The sequence below is a fragment of the Campylobacter concisus genome, assembly GCF_902460415.1.
GTDB classification, from domain to species: domain Bacteria; phylum Campylobacterota; class Campylobacteria; order Campylobacterales; family Campylobacteraceae; genus Campylobacter_A; species Campylobacter_A concisus_Y.
Window position 1 is genome coordinate 772,759 of record NZ_CABPTY010000001.1, and the last position, 20,359, is coordinate 793,117.

Consider the following 20,359-nt stretch of genomic DNA (forward strand, 5'->3'; position numbering starts at 1 on the left):
CTTAAAAATTTTAAAGTATGTATTTTTATTAGTAGGCTTAAGGGTTTAGTTTTTGAAGTATAAATTTGGAGAGTTTTTGCTCTCCATTATAATTAAGCATTAAATTATGTAAACTTTTACACAATATCTATTAATAAGCCGCGATAAGCTCTATTTCCACAAGCGCATCTTTTGGCAAGGTTTTAACGGCTACTGTGCTTCTGGCAGGATAAGGCTCTTTAAAAAATTTAGCATACACAGTATTTACTTTAACAAAATCTGCCATATCTGCTAGAAATATTGTAGTCTTTACAGCATTATCAAAAGTAAGTCCTGCTTCAGCCAAGATATTTTTTAAATTTTCAAGTGATTGCTCAGCTTGAGCTTCTACGCTACTACCTGCAAACTCACCAGCTGGTGTGACACCAAGCTGACCTGAGATAAATAAAAATCCATTAACGCTTATCGCCTGAGAATATGGCCCAATCGCTTGTGGAGCTTTTTTTGTTGAGATTTGTTTTTTCATATTTTCTCCTTTTGAAATTTTTTAAAATCCTACTATAAATTTTCTAAATTTTTAGTCTCCAAAAGCTATAATGGGCAAAATTTCAAAAGGATGAAGATGCAAAATATACTCGCACCAAATGAGTTTTTAGATGATTATGTACTCAGTGCTGAGTTGGCTAAAAATGCCGGCATCTCATCAAATGCTTATCTTTTTTGGAAAAACGTCATAAGTGCTAAATTTGAAAACTCAAGAATAGTTTTTCTTAGAAAAAATAGCATTCCAGCCAAATTTCGAAACATTATAAAAACCTGCACACCTTTGAATGGACTTATTCCAACAGGCGTATTTTGCTCTTTTACCTCGCTTGCTCCTTCTCATCTTGTAGCAAAAAATGGCTCTAAGATCTACGAGCTCTTTAAATTTTATGAGATTTGCGGCATCAAATTTATAGACTTGAAGAAATTTTATGATGATTTTAATCTTAGCTATTCTTATAGAATTTACATTGAAAAGTGTAAATTTTTTTCACCTGCTCCATTTGAAAAACGCATAAAATTAACTGAAACGATGTGTCTTGGATATTACTAAAGTCCGCTAGCTAGCTTGCTAGCGGGATAAATTTATATCTTTTTGTAAGGTGCTTGCCCGACTTCATAGAAGTTATTACCTTCGCAGTCAATGGCAACTATTGCTGGGAAATCCTCAACTGTAAGCCTAGCAACTGCCTCTGGTCCTAGTTCTGGATAAGCCAGCACTTCATATTTTTTGATACTTTGACTAATGAGAGCTCCGATGCCGCCGATAGCAACCATATAAACACAGCATGATTTTTTCATAGCCTCGACTACTGCGTCACTCCTGTAGCCTTTACCGATCATACCATTTATACCAACTTCATTTATCATAGTTGGGGTGTATTTATCCATTCTGCCGCTTGTTGTTGGGCCTGCTGCGCCGATAGCTTGATTTGGCTTGGCTGGAGTTGGTCCAACATAGTAGATAGTCTCACCCTTTAGTTCAACTGGTAGTTTTTCGCCACGTGCCAATGTTTCAGTAAGTGCCTTATGTGCAGCGTCACGAGCTGCTATGATAGTGCCTGATATTAGGACATTGTCGCCTGCTTTTAGGCTCTTTACCACCTCTTTATTAAATGGTGCTGTTATTCTTTTTACTTCTGACATTTTTTCTCCTTAAAGCTCAGCGTCTGCGTGGCGTGCAGCGTGGCAGTTGATGTTTATAGCAACAGGAAGACCTGCTATGTGGGTTGGATACCACTCGACATTTACTTTAACAGCAGTGGTGTCACCACCAAGTCCTTGAGGACCAACACCAGTTTTGCAAGCAAGCTCTAGTAGCTCGTCTTCTAATTTGGCATATCTTGGATCAGAATTTTTACTATCGACTGAACGAACTGCTGCTTCTTTTGCCAAAAGTGCTGCCTTATCCATCGTACCACCTATGCCAACACCTATTGTTAGTGGAGGACAGGCGTTTGGTCCAGCGTATTTTACAGCCTCTAAAAAGACTTTTTTTACACCCTCTATACCATCAGCTGGTACAAGCATTTTTAAAACCGATTTATTCTCACTACCAAAACCTTTTGGAGCTACTTTTATCTTTAGCTTATCTCCTGGTACGATCCTAGTGTGAATGACGGCTGGAGTGTTGTTTGTGGTATTTTTTCTCTCAAAAAGTGGCTCAGCAACGACTGACTTTCTTAGGTAGCCCCCAATGTAGCCTTCCGCAATGCCCTCATTTATCGCATCTTCAATATATCCACCCTCAATATGCACATCTTGGCCGATCTGCACAAAAACAACCGTCATGCCTGTATCTTGGCATATAGGCGCAACGCCCTCTTCTGCTAGCTTAGCATTTTGTAAAATTTTGCCCAAAATATCTTTACCTAGAGACGAGCTTTCGCTACTTTGAGCCTTTGTAAAAGCAGCCTTTAAATCTGGCGTCACAACATAACAGGCCTGTTTGCAAAGCTTGGCAACGACTTCTCTTATATCTTTTACATTTATTATTCTCATCTTTACTCCTCGTAAAAAACAATTTTTAATTATATTAACTATATTTAAAATTTAAGATTAAATTTTACTGCTAGATATCTACTCGAAAAATTTATATGAGTTTATTTTGCTTGACTACAACTAGAAGACTTGTCTAAAACAAATTTAATAAAATAAGCGATAGCGAAAATTGAGTCTAGAACATCACAATATTGATAGAAATTTACATAACATGGCTTATTTAAGCCATAAATATATAAATTTAAGACTGAATGCTCTCCTCTTCATTTTTTATCTTTTTTCTAACTTTAACTCGTGAGATACTGGCTCCATCCATCTTTCTTACTTCGTAGTAGCAGTTTTCATCCTCGATCTTGTCCCCAACTACTGGCAAACGACCGATTAAGTTGAAGACATATCCACCGATTGTAACTTGATCTGTCTCTTCATCAAAGCTTATACCAAGAACCTCTTCTACGCTCTCTAGATCGTATCTGCCTTGAAATTCGTAAATATTGTCATTTATCTTTTTGTAGTGTTGATCGACTTCATCGTGCTCGTCATTAAAATCACCAAGCACCTCTTCCATTATATCTTCCATCGTAAGAAGTCCGGCTGTACCGCCATACTCATCAACTACGAGTGCAGCTGAAATTTGCTCTTTATTCATCATTACAAGCACCTTTGATATAGAGAGGCTCTCAGGCACGATGACAAATTTACGAACAATTGAGTCAAAACTCTTCTCTTTATCTTTGCTAAAGTGAAGTTGCAAAATATCTCTAATGTGTATCATGCCCAAAATAATATCTTTTGAGCCGTCTATATAAGGAAAGCGAGTGTATTTTGACTCAAATACAACTTGTAAATTCTCCTCAAAACTCTTTTGTTTATTTATGCAGATCATATCGCGCCTTGGCGTCATGATCTCTTTTGCGACTGTGTCACTAAAATCAACTGCATTTTTAATGATCTCAGTCTCAAAACTATCAAGTACGCCACCCTTTAAGCTCTCGCCAACGATGATTTTTATCTCTTCTTCAGAGTGCGCTAGCTCATTCTCTTTAGCTGGCTGGATACCTAAAATTTTAAGTCCAATGGTCGCTAAAATATCAAAAAGCTTAATTACAGGAGAAAATAGCACCCAAAAAAAGTGAAGTGGACGAGCAATTTTTAACACTGAAGTCTCGGCCTTTGCTATAGCAACTGACTTTGGCACAAGCTCACCCATTACAACGTGAAGTAGCGTAATAAGCGTAAATGCGATCGCAAAACCAACCGTATGAACTAAGATATCACTAAAGTTGAAGAAATTTTTAAGTGGGGCTTCTATAAGTCTTGCGACTGCTGGCTCACCGATCCAACCAAGAGCAAGTGAGCTTAGTGTGATACCAAGCTGAGTGGCACTAAGATAAGTATCAAGCTTGTTCGACATCTCGAAAGCAAGCTGAGCGTTTGGCTTTTTCTCTTTGATAAGCTCTTCAAGTCTAGACTTACGAACTTTAACAAGAGAAAATTCTGATAAAACAAAAAAGGCATTTAGTAAAATGAATACAACGGCAAGTATTACCATTAAAAGCGAATTATCGCTACTGGGGTTCAATTATGATCCTTAAGAGTTAAAAATTTTTGCCTGATTATAGCAAATTTATATTTAGCGGTCAAATTAGCCGCGCCCAAAAGTAACAACATTTCTTAAATTTAAGATTTATAAAAAGTTCTTAAATCATATTTTGATAACATTATTTTCATCACTAAATATATGGATTTTACAATGAGCAAAAAGAATTTTTCATCGCGTTGGGCATTTATATTGGCTTGTGTTGGATCAGCAGTTGGCATGGCAAATGTCTGGGGCTTTCCTTATAAACTTGGCACAAATGGCGGTGCAGCGTTTTTACTCATCTATGTTTTTTTCATAGCTCTTTTTTCATATGTTGGTCTGAGTGCGGAGTATGCGATCGGTAGACGTGCAAAAACTGGTACGCTTGGATCATATAAATATGCTTGGCAAAGTAGAAATTTAGGCGTATTTGGCAGTATTATTGGCTGGCTTCCGCTTGCTGGCTCACTTTGTATAGCCATCGGTTACGCAGTCATCATCGCCTACGTACTAAAAGCCCTTACCCAGGCGCTTACTGGCTCATTTATGAGCGTTGATACGAATGTTTGGTTTAACTCATTTGCACTTCAAGATTACTCAGTCTTGCCTTATCATTTTATCATCGTTGTTGGCACGCTTCTTACACTATTTTTTGGGGCAAAAAGTATCGAAAAAACAAATCAAATAATGATGCCACTGTTTTTCGTATTGTTTAGCATTTTGGCTATAAATGTCGCAATGCTACCAAATGCATTTGATGGATATAAATTCCTTTTTATCCCTGACTTTAGTAAGCTTGCAGACCCAATGGTATGGGTTTCTGCGATGGGTCAAGCCTTTTTCTCGCTCTCTATCACAGGATCTGGCATGATAGTTTATGGGGCTTACCTTTCAAAAGATGAAGATATCGTTGAGAGTGCTAAAACTACGGCTTTTTTTGATACTATCGCAGCTCTTGTGGCCGCTCTTGTTATGATCCCAGCAGTCTTTGCCTATGCTATGGATCCAGCCGAAGGTCCAAAGCTACTTTTTGTAACGCTTCCAAAAATTTTACAAAATATGATCGGCGGTCAAATTTTTGCGATCATACTATTTACAGCAGTCATCTTTGGCGGTATCACCTCGCTTCAAAATATGTTTGAGGTCGTGGCTGAGTCGCTTATGCATAAATTTCCGTTTCTTAACAGATTTTGGACACTCACGCTACTTTGTGCAGTTTGCTTTGGCATAGGAGCATTTATGGAGCCTATTAGCAGTTGGGGACCTTGGATGGACTTTGTGTCGATCTATATCATCCCAATCGGTGCGGTAATCGGTGCTATTTCTTGGTTTTGGATCATAAAAAAAGAAGAAATTTTAGACGAGGTAAATTCAGGAGCAAATAAATCTTATGGTAATTTCTGGTATTTTGTAGGTAAATTTATCTACGTTCCGCTAACATTTTTACTTTGTATCATAGCTGTAAGTAAGGGAATTTCTTTTTAAATTTAGCTCGCCAAAAAATGAGCTAAATTTAAAAATTTTTGAAGTTATCTTAGTTTTTTTGTGCCGATGTAAGTGGCAAAAATTTCTTGTGAGCCATCTTTTTTAAATAAAATAACATCGTATTGCTCAGCTTTACTGCCTTGCTCCATACCTTGGCTCTCCATCGGCATGCCAGGCACTGCGATACCAACTACATCTTTTGGCTTAAGCTCTAGTAGGCGCTTTACCTCATCAGCTGGAACGTGACCTTCTATGATATATCCATCGATGATTGCTGTATGGCAGCTTGAAAGCTCTAGCGGCACATTAAATTCTTTCTTAACTTTAGCTATATCATCTACTTTTATGACCTCTTCGCTAAATCCAGCCTTCTGCATCGCCTCACCCCAGCTAGTACAACATCCACAAGTTGGGCTTTTATAGACTTTCATATCAGCCGCGAACGCAAGTGTTGCAAAAAAGCCAAGAGCCAAAAATGCTAATTTCTTCATCATTTTCCTTTACCTAAAATTTGCAAAATGATATAGCTCACATTTAAATTTTATATAAATGCTTAATATTGCTTGCTATAATTCGCCAAAATTTACAAAAGGCACTTTATGTTTTCATCATTTTTTAAAGATAAAAAATGGGCACTCTGGGCTTATGGCGGAGCGATATTTATCATCTTGCTTCTTGTCTATCAAACACACCTAAATGTCCGTATAAACGAGTGGTATAAAAATTTCTACGACATCGTGCAAAACTCAAAAGATCATGATGTAAGTGAGTTTTGGCGAGAAATTTTTAACTTTATAAAAATCGCTATGCCTTATGTCGTGACTTACACTGTGATCTCGTTTTTTGCTAGCCACTGGGTCTTTCGCTGGAGAGAGGCGATGACGTTTAGATATCTAAAATTTTGGCAAAACTGCAAAAGTGACATCGAAGGCAGTTCGCAGCGTATCCAAGAAGATGTCTACCGCTTTGCTAAAATAATGGAAAGCCTTGGCGTGCAGGTTTTAAGGGCGATCATGACGCTAATAGCCTTTATACCAGTGCTTTGGGAGCTAAGTAAGAGCGTGAGTTTGCCTTACATCAAAGATATCGAAGGCTCGCTTGTTTATATCGCTTTAATAATTAGCATCGGTGGCTTAATTATTTCGTGGTTTGTGGGCATTAAACTCCCACATATCGAGTATAACAACCAAAAAGCAGAAGCGGCATTTAGAAAAGAGCTGGTTTACGGCGAAGATGATAAGTCTAAATTCTGTCAGCCAAACATCATGCTAGAGCTTTTTACGGGCGTAAAGTTAAATTATTACAAACTATTTTTGCACTATGGCTACTTTAACCTTTGGCTCATCTCTTTTTCACAAATTCTTGTAATCGTACCTTATGTCATCATGGGAAATGGCCTATTTAGCGGCCTTATAACGCTTGGTGTGCTTATACAAGCTAGCAATGCTTTTTCTCAAGTTAGAGAGAGTTTTAGCGTCTTTATCGATAACTGGACGACAATAACGGAGCTAAGATCTGTAAATAAACGTTTGAGAGAATTTGAGAGAAATATAGACTATAAGGCGTAAGGGTTAAATTTAAGATATAGCGTCTAAATTTTGATTTATGCGGTCATAAACCAAGCAGCACACTGAATACACTTTGTCATCAGGTAAGTATCAGGCAAATTTTAAAATTAGAGCTGGCATATCACGGCTCTAAATTTAGTGGCAAGTAGCTACGAGACCTAAATTTAGCAGTCTGCTAAGGCGAGTGAATGAGATTTTAAAATTTGCAAAAAATAAATTTCTATTTTTGAAATCACAAAATTTAAATTTATCCATTCGTTTAACAATGCATATCCAACACAAGTTATAATACGCGAAATTTTAATCCAAAAAAGGAAAAAATGAAAAAAATTTTACTTATGTTATTAACAGCTAGCATGTTTATCACCGGCTGCACGAGCGTCACGAAATCAGGCGTTGTTGGTGCCGATCGTAAGCAATTTATGCTGGTCTCATCAGAAGCTATGGAGCAAAGCTCAGCCCAAGCCTACGTCAAGACGCTAACAGCTGCTAGAAGTAAAGGCGAGCTAAATGTCGATCCAATCCTTACAAAAAGAGTTCAAGATATCGCTAAAAGGCTCATCGCCCAAACTGGTGTTTTTAGGGATGATGCTCTAAAATGGAAGTGGCAAGTAAATGTTATTAACGAAGATACGCTAAATGCTTGGTGTATGCCAGGGGGAAGGATAGTCGTTTATAGTGGCATCATAAAAAGGCTAAATTTAACAGATGCACAGCTAGCAGCGGTCATGGGTCACGAGATTGCCCACGCGCTTAGAGAGCACAGCAGGGAGCAAGCAAGTGCTGATCAGATGAAAAGCATAGGTATCTTTGCAATAGCTACAGCTACTGGCCTTGGCGATCTTGGAGCTAATGCTCTAAATTTAGCTAGCGAATACACCATATCTCTACCATTTTCTCGCTCGCATGAGACCGAGGCTGATCACATCGGTACTGAGCTAATGGCAAGAGCTGGATACGATCCAAAAGAAGCGGTCGAAGTCTGGGTAAAAATGAGCAAGATGAGTGGCGGAAAGGTGCCTGAAATTTTAAGCACTCACCCATCAAACGAGAGCAGGATAAAAGATCTAAAAGATATCGCAGCAAAACTTGAGCCAGTCTATCAAGCTGCCAAAAGAAGCTAGGCTTCAAAAAATTTGAGCGATCTTGAAATGGTTGCTCAAATTTATAACTAGTACATTTTAAAAAACTACGACTGCTGATATTCGGCTAGTTAGCGAGAGCCTTGGTTTAACGCCAACAGCAGCTCGCACCCTATCTTTATCTACAAAGAAAATGATAAAATTTTAGGCTACTGCTCACTGAGTGACTTTAATCCAAAAGTCGCTTACGATATAAGCGTAGAGATAAGCATCTATGTCGCTAAAAAGGCTCTTAAATGGGGCATCGGCAAACAGCTTTTAGCCCACAGCCTAAATGAAGCTAGAGAGCTAAATTTAAAAAACATCATCGCACTAATCTTTAGCAAAAACAAAGCAAGTCTTGGGCTCTTTTTGAAATTTGGCTTTGAAAAATGGGGTGAACTGCCTGGCGTTTGCCTGATGGACGGCGAGTATAAAGATGTCGTTATCTTGGGGCTAAAGCTCTAAAAGCCAAGCATTAAGCAAATAAAGATATAATCACCTTCATCTTGGGTAGATGTCCGAGCGGTTTAAGGAGCACGCCTGGAACGCGTGTGTGGGGCAACTCACCGAGAGTTCGAATCTCTCTCTACCCGCCATAAAACTATCTATAACTTAAAGTCTACTGACCTTTATTTTTATTGCTTAAAACATTGGCACTAAGCAAAAGACTACTTTTTTAAAACTTACTAAAATCTTGCCAATTATCTTTTACTTTTGTCATAGTTAGGCATATAACTAGCATCAAATTTGCTCCATTCTAGAAGAAATTTTAACTATAAAATTCTATTTGCCTTATCGACAGCTACGAACGCCCAGTGCATAAATTCTTGCTTTGGTTTGTATTTGCCGCTGTTAAAATACTCCGCTAGCCGCGCCTCCTCCGTTTCGCTTAGCTCGCCGCCAAGCCCCCAGCGCGTCTTTTGTATGAGCTCCTGCGCGCTTGCTGGCATAAGGCTTAGGCTTAGCGGAAGCGACGGAAAAATCAGAGGCAAATTTGAACTAAAAGAGTCAAAGCTAAGCGTTGCTAAGCTTACAGAGCTTCCATTTATCGAGGCGGTTTTGAACGAGAATTTTAAAGAGCTAGCAAAAGATGAGATGATAAATTTAGGTGGCACTTTAAAGCCTATATTTTGGCATCACAAGGCAACTTTACTTGTGCGAAAATACAAAAATGGTAAGTTTAGAAATTTAAACATAAAAGAGCTTCGGGAATTTTGATGATGCAAAATTTCAATGAGAAAAATGAGTTTAAATACGGCAAATTTAACTACGAAAAAGCGCAAGAAACCGCCGAAGGCTGCACTAAATTTAAGCTAGATGGCGATGAAGAGGAGACGAGCTGTGGGGACGAGAGAAGCTGCTATGACTGCGCATTTAGGCGCTGGAGTAAAGATAGCTTCATCTACGTGGCACAAGCTAGCAAAGACTGAGCTAGCTCTACGCGACCATTTTTTTATCTTTAAGTTTTTCGCCACGTTTGTACTTTAGCTCACCACAAAATCTCTTGCCAAATTTCGCCTCGATTATAAGAACTAGCACAAAAAATATCTTTTCGTCATTCATTCGTGCGATCTGGCGTAAAGTCTGGCTAGCGTCATTAAATTTAACGTCGTTTTCGCGCAAACTCTTGCAAAACTCGCCCTCATCAAAGCCAAGCATGCGTGAAATTTCACTGATGCTGTAAGGCTCAAGCGAGGCGATAATGCGGTCCATGTTGCAGATCGTTGGATTTTTGCGGTGCGTGGTGACATCGATCATCTCATTTATGAGCTTTACTAGCTTTCTTCTGCGGTTAAAGACGTGTAAGATCGCTGCGCAAAATATCAAAATCCCTGCAAATTTGTGCGCGCTCATCATCCACTCATTATACTCGTCCATGGCGAAATTTAGCCCAGTAAATGCAAGCAGGCATATCCCACAAGCAAGAGCGCAAACAAGGCAAAATTTATATATCACTTCTACCTTAAGCAATGCAAATTCCTTAGTTTTTTGAAATTATACACCTACTATGCAAAAAATGAAGGTCGCCAACTAGAAATTTAGCTGGCGCGTTAGAGTAAATTTAGCTAAAACTTATAGTTAAAGCTTAGATTAAATGTGCGTGGATCGCCATAAACCATCATGTTTTTGTTGATACCCTCATAGTATTTTTTATTAAAGAGATTGTCGATATTTAGCTGCACGTCAAAGTTTTTAGCAAATTTATATCCAAACATCAAATTAGCTAAAGTGTAGCCTTTTTGTGTGATTTCATCTGCACCTTTGCCAGTATAAATTTTGCTCTTATACATAGCTCCAGCCCCTACTCTAAAGTCTCTGATCTCATACTTTGCAAATAAATTTGCCGTGCTTCTTGATGAGTCAGTGGCGTATTTCTCGCCATTAGCATCTTTTGCGTTAAAGTGCGTTGCGCCAAAGCTTAGGCTTAAGTTTTTAGTGATCTCGCCGTTTAGATCTAGCTCGACACCCTTGCTTGTCACACCCTTGCCAGATTCATATATGTCGGCATTTGTCGCTGGATTTTTCCTGCCAGTATTTATGCCAAGCTTATCTTGCACGATCTTAAAGACGCCAAGACTTGCTTGAAGCGCCCCGTCAAGATACTCGCCTTTGATGCCCACTTCATAGTCCTTGCCTTGGATCGGATCAAGGTATTTGTCATTTGCGTCCTTTACACTTTGAGGTTTAAATATGCTCGTATAGCTAGCATATAGAGTGTGGTTTGCTCCGATGTCGTAAGTGATGCCAAGATATGGCGTGATCTCATTTGTGAAATTTCTATTATCTTTGCCGCCCTCGATCTCGTATTTGTAGTAGCTAACCCTGGCACCTAGCAAAAATTTAAGCTCATCGGTGATTGATAGTTTATTTGCCGCGTAAAATGCCTTTTGTATCGTTTTGTCTTTATTGTTTTGATCTTCGTAAGGGAGTTTTGGATCATCAAGATGTAAGTTTTTAAAGTCTATCCTACTTCTAGCAGTATAAGCAAGCCCTGCTGGCGTAGTCCTTTGCAGCCAGTAGCTACTTACCTTATCGCTACTTTTTTTATAGTTGTTATACATCGCGCCAAAGACAAACTCATGAGATAAATTTGCTAGCTCGTAAGGGATATTTGCGTATGCATCTACGTTGTGGATATTCTCCTCTCTTTTGTTTGCATAGACGCTAAGACCACTCATATTGCCAGTACCGTCTAAATTTACCGCTCCGCCGTAGTAGAGTAGATTTGAGTCAGTGTTTGCCCGTCTAAATGAGTAGCTTAAATTTAAACTTGCTTCATTTTCAAAGTAGTGCTTAAAATCAGCGTAAAAATCAAGTGTTTTTATATCCCACCTTGTCCAAGGCTGAGAGAAAATTTCATTTTTACTAAAATTTGTCCTAGAGCCATCTGAGTAAAATGCTGGCATGCCGCCCCATCTAATGCCGTGACGTTTTAGCTCTTGATAAAACGCACCAAGACTAAGCCATGAGCTGTCGCCTATGTCGCTATCTACGACGCCATAAATCGCGCTATTTTTGCGGTTGTAATAATCCATATAAGAGTGCGACTTCTCATGCATAAAAGATAGCCTCGCTCTGACGCTTCCACTCTCATTTACAGGCGTTTGCACATCCCCATTTACGCCATATCTATCGTATGAGCCAGCACTTACACCAAAATTTCCTTTTAGCTCTTTTGCGTCTGCTCTTTTTCTTATGAAATTTAAGCTTGCAGCTGGGGTGCCAGCGCCTGCAAGCAGACCATTTGCCCCTTTTACTACCTCAACTCTCTCATAAGGCAGCAAGCTCATATCATTTGCGTCAAGGCTAAAGCCACCAAAGCTAGGCATCGAATCAAGCAAGTAATAATCTATCTGAAATCCACGAACCGTCGGACGTATGCGCTCGTCCCATTTGTTTAGCGTAACGCCAGGGACATTTCTAAGAAGCACCTGATAGTCTTTGATGCCTTGATCTTTTAGTCTAGCCTCTGTTAGCACTGTTAGTGATTGGGGTGTTTGACGAGAGGTTAAATTTAGCCTTGTCGTGCTCTTTACAAGCTCTTTTGCAAAGTAGTTTGCGTCGTCTCTTCGCTCGCTTTCTACGACATCAATTGCTTCTAAAATTTTATCGCTTTGGCTAGCAAAAATTTGAGGTTGCATCAAATTTAATGCAACCAAACTAATTAAAAATTTTTTCATTTTTTCTCCTTTTAAAATTTCTTTTTATCCACAAATAAAGCCCTGAAATGCTTAAAATAAGCGGTGAAATGCCGACTAAAAACCAGATAAATTTTGTGATTTGATTGTAGTTGCCAAAGTGCGATTTTCTAAATGCTGAGAGAATTTCTTCGCTTAGATTTGCATTTTTTATGTCCAAAATGCTTACTAATTCGCCGTTATTTTTATCGTAAGTTAATATGCTTGAATATTCGTTATGCAAGAAATTTTGATCTTTTACATAGCCAAAAAGGCGTATGTTTGCTCCTTGCATAAAAGGCAGTGAGATGAAGTGTGGCTCAAAGCCAGCAAGATCATTTTTTGAGCGGGTCACCAGCTCGTCAAGAGACAAGCTTTTGTTGTAAATTTTTGTATCTATAACGAAGTCATTTTTAAACTCTGGCATGCGTGCCATTTGAAATTCCCACCAAATACCACTTATGCAAATGAGCAGTAAAATAGGTGTAGAAAAAATTCCTATCATTTTATGAATGTCACTCATAAAAACATTTAGCCTATTTACACGAAGCCTAAGTAGTGTCAGCCAAAATTTTCTATAAATCACAAAACCGCTTATGCATATAAAAAACGTAAAAATAGCGGTTAAAGTAAGGATAACGTGACCAATTTTCCCAAGAAATAGCGACTCATGAAGCTCGGTTAAAACTCCAAAAAATCCCTCATCATGTGCAAGTGGCTCGCTCTTTATCTTACCGCTAAAAGCGTCAAAATAGATAAATTTCCACTCTTTTTGGCTGTCATTGTGCTCGATCAACCAAATTTTGTCGCATCTTTTAGGGTCTGTATCAATATTTATGCCAACCATTTCATAATTATTTAGCTCTTTAGCGACAATCTCTTTTATCTTATTAAGGCTTATTCTTTGAGCTTTTAGATTCGCATTTACAAGCTTTTGATTTAGAAATTCCAAAAATAAAATTTTTTATAGAATGTAAAAAATAGATTTGATTTTTAAAAGAATAAACAACTCCTCTTTGTGTATACGAAAAGCCAGAAAAGGGGGAAGCAAAGACTTATCAGTTACAAAAAGGAGGGTCCATTTAGGACGATGGAATAGTATTATTTAAGCATAAATTTTAATAAAATTTTTAGTTAATAAAAAAGAAATTCTAAGTAATACTAGAGTAAATTTAACTTTTATAAAAGCTATATTTAAGAAATTTCTTTTAATTAATGCAAGTACAAAATTAAAATAGCTAATTTTTAGGCACAAGCTCTAATACATTGCAAGCTCGCTTGCTACCCATCTTGCAAGCTTTATCAAGAGCCTTTGCTGAAAGATCGAAGCTTTGCTCAGTGCCATTTCCTTGAAGATACTTTGTCGCTAGCTCGTAGCAAGCTTCACTGCTGCCATCATCACAGAGCGATCTAAATATCTCAAAAGATTTTTGCGTATCTTTTTCTACGCCAAGGCCGCGTCCTAGCATATCTGCATAGATAAAGCAAGAAATTTTATCTTTATTCTCACACTCGCTTGAAAGCTTTTTAGCAAAACTCTCGCAAGCTTTAGCGTTGCTTTTATTAATACACTCTTGCATATTTATATCCCAGTTTGCATTCAAAGACATAAGAGCAAATGCTAAAAATAAAATGGATTTTTTCATAAATTTGTTTGGAAGAAGTTAGCTCCCTTTGGGGGAAAGGGAGCTATTACAAAAAGGAGGTTTCTTGTTGGACAAGTGAAATAATACAAGTTTCGTCTAAATTTAAAACCAACTTTTCTTTAACAAAAAACAATCTCAAACCAAATCTTTTTTGCTAAAGGCAAAATAGCCACAAACTAGCAAAATAATGCCTAGTACGAGCGGATAGATAATCGCATAAGCTACAAATGTTGCCTTTGAAAAGGTGCTTAAAATAAAATAAGATGCAGTACCGATAACTGCTAAATTTGGATCAAAAAGACTAAGCGCTGCTATCCTGAAAAGCTCTATCGGATTTAGTATAGCAATAGCGTAAATGACATACTCATCAACCGAGCTTCGCATAAGGAGTCCAATTAATGCTAGATCAATAAATGCAAGCATTATAAGCCAAAGTAAAAACGCCACGCCTTGGCCTGTCTCTTGATTTTTAATCACGCTTGAGATAAAAAATCCAAGAGATAAAAAAATGATACTTAAGCTAAAAAGTAGTCCAAAGTAAAGCACCAGCACGCCCCAAGGTATCGCAACACCTTTTATAAAACCAACAACAACACAAAGCAAAAGAGCAAACAAAAGTGGGACAAAAACAACAAATGTACGGCCCAGTGCCTTGCCAAAGTAATACTCTTTAAGGCTTAGCGGGAAGCTAAGTATGTATTCAAGCAAATTTGTATCTCTATCTTGATTTATGCTTCTTACGGTTGAGATGAGAATAAAAATAGGCACAATGATGACACAAATTTGAATAAACAAAAGCAGTGCTCTAGTAAGCCCAGAAAAGCCGAGCACACGTGAGTCGGTCACGCCACTAAATAAAAATCCTATCATCAAAGCAGAAAAAAGCGCAGCATATATCACAAACCATCTTGAGCGAAAAGACTCTTTAACATCAAGCTTTGCTATTAAAAAAAGATTATTCACTCTTGCTCCTTAAATTTTCTTCTTTGATTATCTTGCCAAGATCCATATAGACGCATCTATCTAATAAATTTGCTATCTCATCGATACGGTGTGAAATAAAAACAAGTGTTTTGCTTTGCGTGAAGTTATCAAGTAAATTTTTAAAAGAAAGCCTTGCTTTCACATCAAGATTTGCCGTTGGCTCATCAAACATCAAAATTTCACTATCCTTAGCAAATGCGATGGCTATTAGCATCTTTTGTTTCATGCCACCAGAGAGCTTATAAAATGGCTTATTTAAATTTGCATGCAGATCAAGCTCTAAAAGCTTGCTAAATTTCTCAATCTCTTCAAATTTTACATTTGAGCTTTTGCAAACAAACTCACAAAGCTCACGTAGATTAAATTTAAGCGGTGGTGGAGTTTGTGGCACAAATGAGATAAATTTCAAAGCCCCTTTTCTATCTTTTAGGGTATTTACGCCATTTATCGCGATGCTTCCGCTATTTGGGATAAACTCGCCTAAAATGATACGCATGAGCGAGCTTTTGCCAGCTCCATTTTGTCCAAGTATTGCTATTTTTTCACCAGATTTTACATTTAGGCTAACATTATCAAGTATCCTTTGCGAGCCAAAAATTTTAGTTACTTCTTTTATATCTATCAAAAATTTTCCTTATATGAGTTTCTTAAAGCCATTGTCAAATTTTAGTGCGTCTTGATGACACACATCAATACACCTGCCACAAAGCGTGCAATCTGCACCAGCTATCCTAAAGATATTTTTATTCTCGTCAAGCTTCGCTCCCTTTTTTGTCATAAAAAGCACGTGAGGCACTAGACAAACATCGGTGCAAACTAAGCAGTGATCGCATTTTTCTTTATCCCAGCTAACTTTTATGGCATTTGGTTTAGCTAGCACCGAGTAAGTAGCTCCGATAGGACAGACATACCTACACCAAGCTCTACGTGAGAAGAAAATTTCAACCATAAGCATAGCCACAACGAACCAAATAGCATGAAAATAGCCATAGATAATAAATCTTGAAAAAATCCCAACAACATTAAAAATTTCAAATGTAAGGCTTGCACTAGCAAAGCTAAGAGTTAAAAATAAAATGGTAAAAACATATCGCCACTTTGTGTCAAAAACTCGTGGTTTTACTATCTTTTTAGCGCGTAAATTTTCATGGATCTTCTCAGCTATTTCACTTATTAACGAATAAGGACAGATCCAAGAGCAAAAGCCTCTACCACCAAAAATGATATAAAATGCCAAGATACTAAGTGAACCAATTATTAAATTTACATGGATTTCATGCGTCGCCAGAAAAACTTGCAAGCTCATAAAAGCATCTGCCAAGTGAAAACCAAATATCCTTGACGCACTGATGTCGCCTTCTAAAATTTGTATATCAACTCTATATGAAAGCACAAATAAAAGATGAACTAGAATAATGCTAAATATACGCCAAAATCGTATGCTAGGACGCTTCTTGCCATCTTTTGTAGTTGTGATTAACGTGCTTAGAAAGCTTACATTTCTAATCGTCGCACGAGTGTTATATTTGTCCATTTTTACTTTTTAAATTTAGAAATTTCATCTGCAAGGCTTTCAAGCTCGCTATCACTAACATTTGTAAGTAGCCCCTTCATAAGTGAGTTTTGCACCTTACCAGCCTTATAATCAGCCAGCTTTTTAAGCAATTCATCCTTACTTAGATGCGTTATATCAGGAGCTACGACGCCTTTTGCATTTACACCATGACACGGAGCACAAGTTGTTAGATACTGCTTACTAACGCCTTCATTGTGCACTTTAGCCACACTTAGACTTAGCTCTTTTACCTTTTTTAGCTCATCTTCGCTGGCAAATTCTTCGCTAGACTTTAGCTGCTCTTTTGTAAAATTTTGCTCTACTTTTGGCTGAGCATTAGTTGTTACCTTTTCCTTTTTAGGCGGAGTCTGGCTTAACATAAACACCATGATACCGCAAATTGCTACTGCTAAAATAATGGTTATAATCTTTCCTACTTTCATTATTTGCTCCTAAATTGTGTATTAAAATCACTGATTTCTTTAGCTAAATTTCTGATTTCACTATCATCCATTTTTTTAACAAGATCTCGCATCAAGACATTGACTTTTTCTTTATTTTTATAAGCATTTATCATTGTATAAATTTCATTTTCGCTTTTTGTTAAAAGTGATGGCCCGATGATGCCATTTGCATAATCATCATGACAAGCTGAGCACTTTGTGATGAAATTTTTGCTAAGTCTACCCTTTATAAGTCTTAAATTTATAGTTTGAAGAGGGGTTCTTACCATTGCTAAAGCCCCGATTTGACGGCTTACGTTATTATCTTCAAGTCCAAATTTTACGCTCTTTTCGCCGTGCATATCGTATTTTATGAAGTCATTTTGTTTATTTGTGCTTTGGTTATTTTCTTTTTTTTCAACCTTTATGCTAGCACTCGTGGCCACATTTATTGGTTGCTCGCTGGCTGCTTTTTGCGCTTTGTCATCACTCTTTTCACAGCCGACAAATAGCAAAGCAACAGCCACTAAAGACATTATTAATCTCATTCTTTCTCCTTATAAATTTCATCATAACTCATTTTTGGGGCAATATTTATAATTTTTACAGGGCAAACCTCAGCACACACCCCACACCCAACGCAGCCATGCTTTATGAGTGGTAAATTTGCTTCACTCATTACTATTGCACTATCGCCAACTGGGCAAATGCTGACACAAAGGTCACAAATTTGACCGATTTTGCCTTTTATCTTATCTTTTTCTGCCTCTTCCCTATCGTTATAAACTTTGCGAACAAGCAAATCTTCAACGCTATCTTTGCTTAGCTTTTCTCTTTTTAGGCACATACAGGCATTTGCATTACTTAAGACAGCAACACCCATTTTCACATCATCAACAACTTTTGTAGCATGATCTAACGCACCACTTGGACAGGCGAGCACACATGGGAAAAGATCACATAAATAGCAACCTCTCTTTTTAGGATCGATGTATGCTGTACCATTTGAATATCCATCTTTTATATCAAGCAAGCTTATACTGTGATAAGGGCATACCTGCACACACTGACCGCATTTGACACAAAGATCATCGAAGTCATCAACCGCGCCTGGTGGTCTAAGATAGAGTTTATCGCCGCTACTTTTTGGCAAAATTTTACCTATGCCATATCCTGTGGCAGCTGCGACTGAGCCTAAGATTATAAATTTTCTTCTATCCACGTTTTGCCTTTAACGCGTTAAAATTTGAAGCATCAAGTGGTTTTATCCTTGGCGTGCTATCTTCAAGTAGCTTTACTGGCTCAGAAAATGGCGCGAGTTTGGCTAAAAAATTTAAGATACTAAAGACACTTGAGCCATAGAAAAACTGCAAATTCGGATAATACTGCCAAAGCTGATCGGCATACGATAGATGCATAAAAGGCGTATCGCCATAGCCATCTTTATCTCTATCAAAGCTCTCATACTCATCATAATAATTTTTACTCCACCGATTTAATGCCATTTTATCGCCTGGAGTGTCGTTCGCAACGATATCCATATTGCCTATAAAATCATTATTTTCAAATATGCTTGTCCCCTGAGTAGCGTGAAAATATACGCCAACTACGTTGTGTAAAATTTTATTGCCTAAGAAATTTATCGTTGAGCCTGGCTGAAACGGCGAGTTATCAAGCAAAATTCCTCTCGCATTATAGATAAGCGTATTGTTTTCGATAGTAAAATTTGAAACATCTTTTAGACCGATACCGATACCAAAAGCGCCGTCACTATCCATAACAAGATTATTTTTTATATTTGAGCCAGCTGAATACATAAAAAACATACCGACTGCATTGCCGATAAAATCATTGTTTTCGACTAAATTTTGATTCGCATACATAAAGTGAAGCGAGTATCTACCGCGGATCGCTTTATTTTTTAAAAATTTATTGTGACTCGCATACCATGCAACCATATCGCGGCTATCATAAATATAATTACCCTCGATTAAATTTTCATGGCTATACCAAAGTCTAACCGCATCACCTCTAAAGCCAAGACTGGCCCCTTTTTTAGAAGTGATGTTATTTTCAGTGATCTTTGAGCTGCTGCACTCTTTAAAATCAACACCAAAAAGTACATCACTCAAGTCATTTTGCGTAACCAAGACATTATTTGCTTTATCACAGCCAATGCCAGCATCTAGCTCACCAAGGTCATTTCCGCTACCACTTATCTTTAAATTTCTAAGCGTAACATTTGAGGCAATAATCTTTACAACTGTGCCTTTACCATTTCCTTTTATGTGAGCGTTTTTGCCCTCACCAACTATACTAAGCGGCTTATTTATAGTTATGCTTCCTTCATAGATACCGTCTCCTAGCTTTATAACATCACCAGGGCTAGCGTTATTTATTGCATCTTGAAGTATATTTGCAGAGCTAAAAATAGGCAAAAAAGCAAGGGCAAAATTGAAAATTTTACGCATTTAGCTCTTTTTTCTTTGAAAATACTGCAAGTATGCAAAATACACTCATAGCGATCATAACCCAAAATCCGATACTTGGATAAGAGTGAGTTGTAAATTGTGCAACGCTACCATCGCCTAGGACTGTTGGCATAAATGGTTTAATCTTAAATGCACCCCACTCTTGCATATTGTGTCCATACCAGTAAAGCCATCCTGCAAATGCACTCATAAATAGCACAGGCGCGATAATGGTTGGAACCATAAGAAGCGAGTTAAATTTACCGTTGTAATACAAAAATGCAAGCATACAAAGCGTTGAAATAAGCAAATAATAAGGCGCTATCGCTCGCTCTAAATTTCCGCCATGCTCCATAGGATACATACCGATGTAGTGATTTATCGTATTCATCTCATGCACGTCACCGCTATATCCATCTACGTGAAAATATACAGGAATTCCATCAGGAAAGGCTGATTTTGGATAATTTGGAGCTTCAAGAGAGACGTACCAGATAGGAAAAGATGGCGTGCCTATCTCTGCTTTTTGTTCGATCATCTTATGAAGATCGCTTGCTACATCTTTTGATAAAAGGTGATTTTTATACTGAAATGAGCTATAAAGATTATAGATACCGTAAGTATAAGATGGTAGTTCATCACCATCAGCTATACGCTCTTTTGCTCCGTGCCAACCAAGAACAGGCAAAGTAAAACAAACAGTCATTAAGACAAGTGCAACAATGGTATAAATTTTATATTTACTCATGATCTCTCCTTTAAATTTTAAAATTTCATCTGCCTAAAAATAAAATTTTAAA

Annotated in this window: 25 protein-coding genes and 1 tRNA gene; 8 read left to right on the forward strand and 18 right to left on the reverse strand. The window is 37.7% G+C overall.

What is annotated here, in order from left to right:
• Positions 1-130: 130 nt before the first annotated feature.
• Entirely contained in the window at positions 131-505 is a 375-nt protein-coding gene (locus tag FZ940_RS03760; RefSeq protein ID WP_148821521.1) for a RidA family protein, read from the reverse strand.
• Positions 506-601: 96 nt separating this feature from the next.
• Between FZ940_RS03760 and cheQ the strand changes: the two genes are divergently transcribed.
• Positions 602-1,075: a cheVAW transcriptional regulator CheQ gene (gene cheQ / locus FZ940_RS03765; protein WP_148821522.1), complete on the forward strand. Its 474-nt coding sequence runs from the start codon at positions 602-604 to the stop codon at positions 1,073-1,075.
• A gap of 32 nt (positions 1,076-1,107) precedes the next feature.
• Here cheQ and FZ940_RS03770 read toward each other — a convergent pair whose 3' ends face one another.
• From FZ940_RS03770 to FZ940_RS03780, 3 genes are all read right to left on the reverse strand, one after another.
• Positions 1,108-1,668 carry a Fe-S-containing hydro-lyase gene (locus tag FZ940_RS03770; protein WP_054197241.1) on the reverse strand — a complete coding sequence of 187 codons (561 nt, stop codon included), beginning with the start codon at positions 1,666-1,668 and terminating at the stop codon, positions 1,108-1,110.
• 9 nt (positions 1,669-1,677) lie between these two features.
• Positions 1,678-2,523 carry a fumarate hydratase gene (locus FZ940_RS03775; protein WP_054197242.1) on the reverse strand — a complete coding sequence of 282 codons (846 nt, stop codon included), beginning with the start codon at positions 2,521-2,523 and terminating at the stop codon, positions 1,678-1,680.
• Between the two features lie 241 nt (positions 2,524-2,764).
• Positions 2,765-4,075 (reverse strand): hemolysin family protein, encoded by a 1,311-nt coding sequence (locus tag FZ940_RS03780; RefSeq protein ID WP_230854001.1) that lies wholly within the window; start codon positions 4,073-4,075, stop codon positions 2,765-2,767.
• A gap of 201 nt (positions 4,076-4,276) precedes the next feature.
• Here FZ940_RS03780 and FZ940_RS03785 point away from each other — a divergent pair, with 201 nt between their 5' ends.
• A complete protein-coding gene (locus FZ940_RS03785; protein WP_148821523.1) occupies positions 4,277-5,590 on the forward strand; it encodes a sodium-dependent transporter in 1,314 nt (437 codons plus the stop codon).
• Positions 5,591-5,634: 44 nt separating this feature from the next.
• Here FZ940_RS03785 and FZ940_RS03790 read toward each other — a convergent pair whose 3' ends face one another.
• Positions 5,635-6,081 carry a DUF411 domain-containing protein gene (locus FZ940_RS03790; RefSeq protein WP_054197245.1) on the reverse strand — a complete coding sequence of 149 codons (447 nt, stop codon included), beginning with the start codon at positions 6,079-6,081 and terminating at the stop codon, positions 5,635-5,637.
• 108 nt (positions 6,082-6,189) lie between these two features.
• On the opposite strand from FZ940_RS03790, the gene FZ940_RS03795 reads away from it, so the two are divergent.
• The 4 genes from FZ940_RS03795 to FZ940_RS03810 all read left to right on the forward strand — a co-directional run bounded on the left by FZ940_RS03795 (position 6,190) and on the right by FZ940_RS03810 (position 8,878).
• Positions 6,190-7,158: a putative transporter gene (locus FZ940_RS03795; RefSeq protein ID WP_148821524.1), complete on the forward strand. Its 969-nt coding sequence runs from the start codon at positions 6,190-6,192 to the stop codon at positions 7,156-7,158.
• Between the two features lie 320 nt (positions 7,159-7,478).
• Entirely contained in the window at positions 7,479-8,282 is an 804-nt protein-coding gene (locus FZ940_RS03800; RefSeq protein ID WP_148821525.1) for a M48 family metallopeptidase, read from the forward strand.
• A gap of 132 nt (positions 8,283-8,414) precedes the next feature.
• Positions 8,415-8,747, forward strand: a complete 333-nt coding sequence (locus FZ940_RS03805) for a GNAT family N-acetyltransferase (protein WP_485353756.1) — start codon at positions 8,415-8,417, stop codon at positions 8,745-8,747.
• 43 nt (positions 8,748-8,790) lie between these two features.
• Positions 8,791-8,878: transfer RNA gene (locus FZ940_RS03810), tRNA-Ser, on the forward strand.
• A 177-nt stretch (positions 8,879-9,055) separates the two neighbouring features.
• On the opposite strand, the gene FZ940_RS03815 is transcribed toward FZ940_RS03810, so the two are convergent.
• Positions 9,056-9,232, reverse strand: coding sequence for a hypothetical protein (locus FZ940_RS03815; RefSeq protein ID WP_234411981.1), 177 nt, complete (start codon positions 9,230-9,232; stop codon positions 9,056-9,058).
• Between FZ940_RS03815 and FZ940_RS03820 the strand changes: the two genes are divergently transcribed.
• Both FZ940_RS03820 and FZ940_RS03825 read left to right on the forward strand, forming a co-directional pair.
• A complete protein-coding gene (locus FZ940_RS03820) occupies positions 9,207-9,500 on the forward strand; it encodes a hypothetical protein (RefSeq protein WP_148821526.1) in 294 nt (97 codons plus the stop codon). The two genes, FZ940_RS03815 and FZ940_RS03820, sit on opposite strands and share 26 nt — an antisense overlap.
• Positions 9,500-9,712: a molybdopterin biosynthesis protein MoeB gene (locus FZ940_RS03825; RefSeq protein WP_187422129.1), complete on the forward strand. Its 213-nt coding sequence runs from the start codon at positions 9,500-9,502 to the stop codon at positions 9,710-9,712. The genes FZ940_RS03820 and FZ940_RS03825 overlap by 1 nt, the downstream gene beginning before the upstream one ends.
• 7 nt (positions 9,713-9,719) lie before the next feature.
• On the opposite strand, the gene FZ940_RS03830 is transcribed toward FZ940_RS03825, so the two are convergent.
• The 12 genes from FZ940_RS03830 to FZ940_RS03885 form a co-directional block, all read right to left on the reverse strand.
• Entirely contained in the window at positions 9,720-10,253 is a 534-nt protein-coding gene (locus FZ940_RS03830) for a chemotaxis protein (RefSeq protein WP_148821528.1), read from the reverse strand.
• Positions 10,254-10,348: 95 nt separating this feature from the next.
• A complete protein-coding gene (locus FZ940_RS03835; RefSeq protein ID WP_148821529.1) occupies positions 10,349-12,463 on the reverse strand; it encodes a TonB-dependent siderophore receptor in 2,115 nt (704 codons plus the stop codon).
• A complete protein-coding gene (locus FZ940_RS03840; RefSeq protein ID WP_262367589.1) occupies positions 12,444-13,412 on the reverse strand; it encodes a PepSY-associated TM helix domain-containing protein in 969 nt (322 codons plus the stop codon). Before FZ940_RS03840 ends, FZ940_RS03835 begins: the two co-directional genes overlap by 20 nt.
• A 286-nt stretch (positions 13,413-13,698) precedes the next feature.
• Positions 13,699-14,106, reverse strand: coding sequence for a tetratricopeptide repeat protein (locus FZ940_RS03845; RefSeq protein ID WP_148821531.1), 408 nt, complete (start codon positions 14,104-14,106; stop codon positions 13,699-13,701).
• 135 nt (positions 14,107-14,241) lie between these two features.
• The gene (locus FZ940_RS03850; RefSeq protein WP_148821532.1) at positions 14,242-15,069 is read right to left on the reverse strand and encodes an ABC transporter permease; all 828 of its coding nucleotides are present in this window, start codon (positions 15,067-15,069) and stop codon (positions 14,242-14,244) included.
• Positions 15,062-15,715 carry an ABC transporter ATP-binding protein gene (locus FZ940_RS03855; RefSeq protein WP_148821533.1) on the reverse strand — a complete coding sequence of 218 codons (654 nt, stop codon included), beginning with the start codon at positions 15,713-15,715 and terminating at the stop codon, positions 15,062-15,064. Before FZ940_RS03855 ends, FZ940_RS03850 begins: the two co-directional genes overlap by 8 nt.
• A gap of 9 nt (positions 15,716-15,724) precedes the next feature.
• On the reverse strand, positions 15,725-16,624 hold the full coding sequence (locus FZ940_RS03860; protein ID WP_084109870.1) for a NapH/MauN family ferredoxin-type protein: 900 nt from the start codon (positions 16,622-16,624) through the stop codon (positions 15,725-15,727).
• Positions 16,625-16,626: 2 nt separating this feature from the next.
• On the reverse strand, positions 16,627-17,088 hold the full coding sequence (locus FZ940_RS03865) for a c-type cytochrome (protein WP_148821534.1): 462 nt from the start codon (positions 17,086-17,088) through the stop codon (positions 16,627-16,629).
• Positions 17,088-17,636, reverse strand: a complete 549-nt coding sequence (locus tag FZ940_RS03870) for a c-type cytochrome (protein ID WP_054197254.1) — start codon at positions 17,634-17,636, stop codon at positions 17,088-17,090. The genes FZ940_RS03865 and FZ940_RS03870 overlap by 1 nt, the downstream gene beginning before the upstream one ends.
• Positions 17,633-18,310, reverse strand: coding sequence for a 4Fe-4S dicluster domain-containing protein (locus FZ940_RS03875; protein WP_054197255.1), 678 nt, complete (start codon positions 18,308-18,310; stop codon positions 17,633-17,635). Before FZ940_RS03875 ends, FZ940_RS03870 begins: the two co-directional genes overlap by 4 nt.
• Complete coding sequence (locus tag FZ940_RS03880) at positions 18,303-19,559, reverse strand: nitrous oxide reductase family maturation protein NosD (RefSeq protein WP_148821535.1); 1,257 nt, start codon at positions 19,557-19,559, stop codon at positions 18,303-18,305. The genes FZ940_RS03875 and FZ940_RS03880 overlap by 8 nt, the downstream gene beginning before the upstream one ends.
• The gene (locus FZ940_RS03885) at positions 19,552-20,307 is read right to left on the reverse strand and encodes a cytochrome C (protein ID WP_072595072.1); all 756 of its coding nucleotides are present in this window, start codon (positions 20,305-20,307) and stop codon (positions 19,552-19,554) included. Before FZ940_RS03885 ends, FZ940_RS03880 begins: the two co-directional genes overlap by 8 nt.
• Between the last annotated feature and the right edge of the window lie 52 nt (positions 20,308-20,359).

What these genes read in the sequence shown, in the direction of transcription:
- FZ940_RS03865 (WP_148821534.1), bottom strand. Translation starts at nt 17,088, where the DNA reads ATGAAAGTAGGAAAGATTATAACCATTATTTTAGCAGTAGCAATTTGC.
- FZ940_RS03880 (WP_148821535.1), bottom strand. Translation starts at nt 19,559, where the DNA reads ATGCGTAAAATTTTCAATTTTGCCCTTGCTTTTTTGCCTATTTTTAGC.
- FZ940_RS03845 (WP_148821531.1), bottom strand. Translation starts at nt 14,106, where the DNA reads ATGAAAAAATCCATTTTATTTTTAGCATTTGCTCTTATGTCTTTGAAT.
- FZ940_RS03860 (WP_084109870.1), bottom strand. Translation starts at nt 16,624, where the DNA reads ATGGACAAATATAACACTCGTGCGACGATTAGAAATGTAAGCTTTCTA.
- FZ940_RS03790 (WP_054197245.1), bottom strand. Translation starts at nt 6,081, where the DNA reads ATGAAGAAATTAGCATTTTTGGCTCTTGGCTTTTTTGCAACACTTGCG.
- FZ940_RS03800 (WP_148821525.1), top strand. Translation starts at nt 7,479, where the DNA reads ATGAAAAAAATTTTACTTATGTTATTAACAGCTAGCATGTTTATCACC.
- FZ940_RS03885 (WP_072595072.1), bottom strand. Translation starts at nt 20,307, where the DNA reads ATGAGTAAATATAAAATTTATACCATTGTTGCACTTGTCTTAATGACT.
- FZ940_RS03825 (WP_187422129.1), top strand. Translation starts at nt 9,500, where the DNA reads ATGATGCAAAATTTCAATGAGAAAAATGAGTTTAAATACGGCAAATTT.
- FZ940_RS03780 (WP_230854001.1), bottom strand. Translation starts at nt 4,075, where the DNA reads ATGGTAATACTTGCCGTTGTATTCATTTTACTAAATGCCTTTTTTGTT.
- FZ940_RS03775 (WP_054197242.1), bottom strand. Translation starts at nt 2,523, where the DNA reads ATGAGAATAATAAATGTAAAAGATATAAGAGAAGTCGTTGCCAAGCTT.
- FZ940_RS03795 (WP_148821524.1), top strand. Translation starts at nt 6,190, where the DNA reads ATGTTTTCATCATTTTTTAAAGATAAAAAATGGGCACTCTGGGCTTAT.
- FZ940_RS03835 (WP_148821529.1), bottom strand. Translation starts at nt 12,463, where the DNA reads ATGAAAAAATTTTTAATTAGTTTGGTTGCATTAAATTTGATGCAACCT.
- cheQ (WP_148821522.1), top strand. Translation starts at nt 602, where the DNA reads ATGCAAAATATACTCGCACCAAATGAGTTTTTAGATGATTATGTACTC.
- FZ940_RS03760 (WP_148821521.1), bottom strand. Translation starts at nt 505, where the DNA reads ATGAAAAAACAAATCTCAACAAAAAAAGCTCCACAAGCGATTGGGCCA.
- FZ940_RS03785 (WP_148821523.1), top strand. Translation starts at nt 4,277, where the DNA reads ATGAGCAAAAAGAATTTTTCATCGCGTTGGGCATTTATATTGGCTTGT.
- FZ940_RS03815 (WP_234411981.1), bottom strand. Translation starts at nt 9,232, where the DNA reads ATGCCAGCAAGCGCGCAGGAGCTCATACAAAAGACGCGCTGGGGGCTT.
- FZ940_RS03770 (WP_054197241.1), bottom strand. Translation starts at nt 1,668, where the DNA reads ATGTCAGAAGTAAAAAGAATAACAGCACCATTTAATAAAGAGGTGGTA.
- FZ940_RS03820 (WP_148821526.1), top strand. Translation starts at nt 9,207, where the DNA reads ATGAGCTCCTGCGCGCTTGCTGGCATAAGGCTTAGGCTTAGCGGAAGC.
- FZ940_RS03870 (WP_054197254.1), bottom strand. Translation starts at nt 17,636, where the DNA reads ATGAGATTAATAATGTCTTTAGTGGCTGTTGCTTTGCTATTTGTCGGC.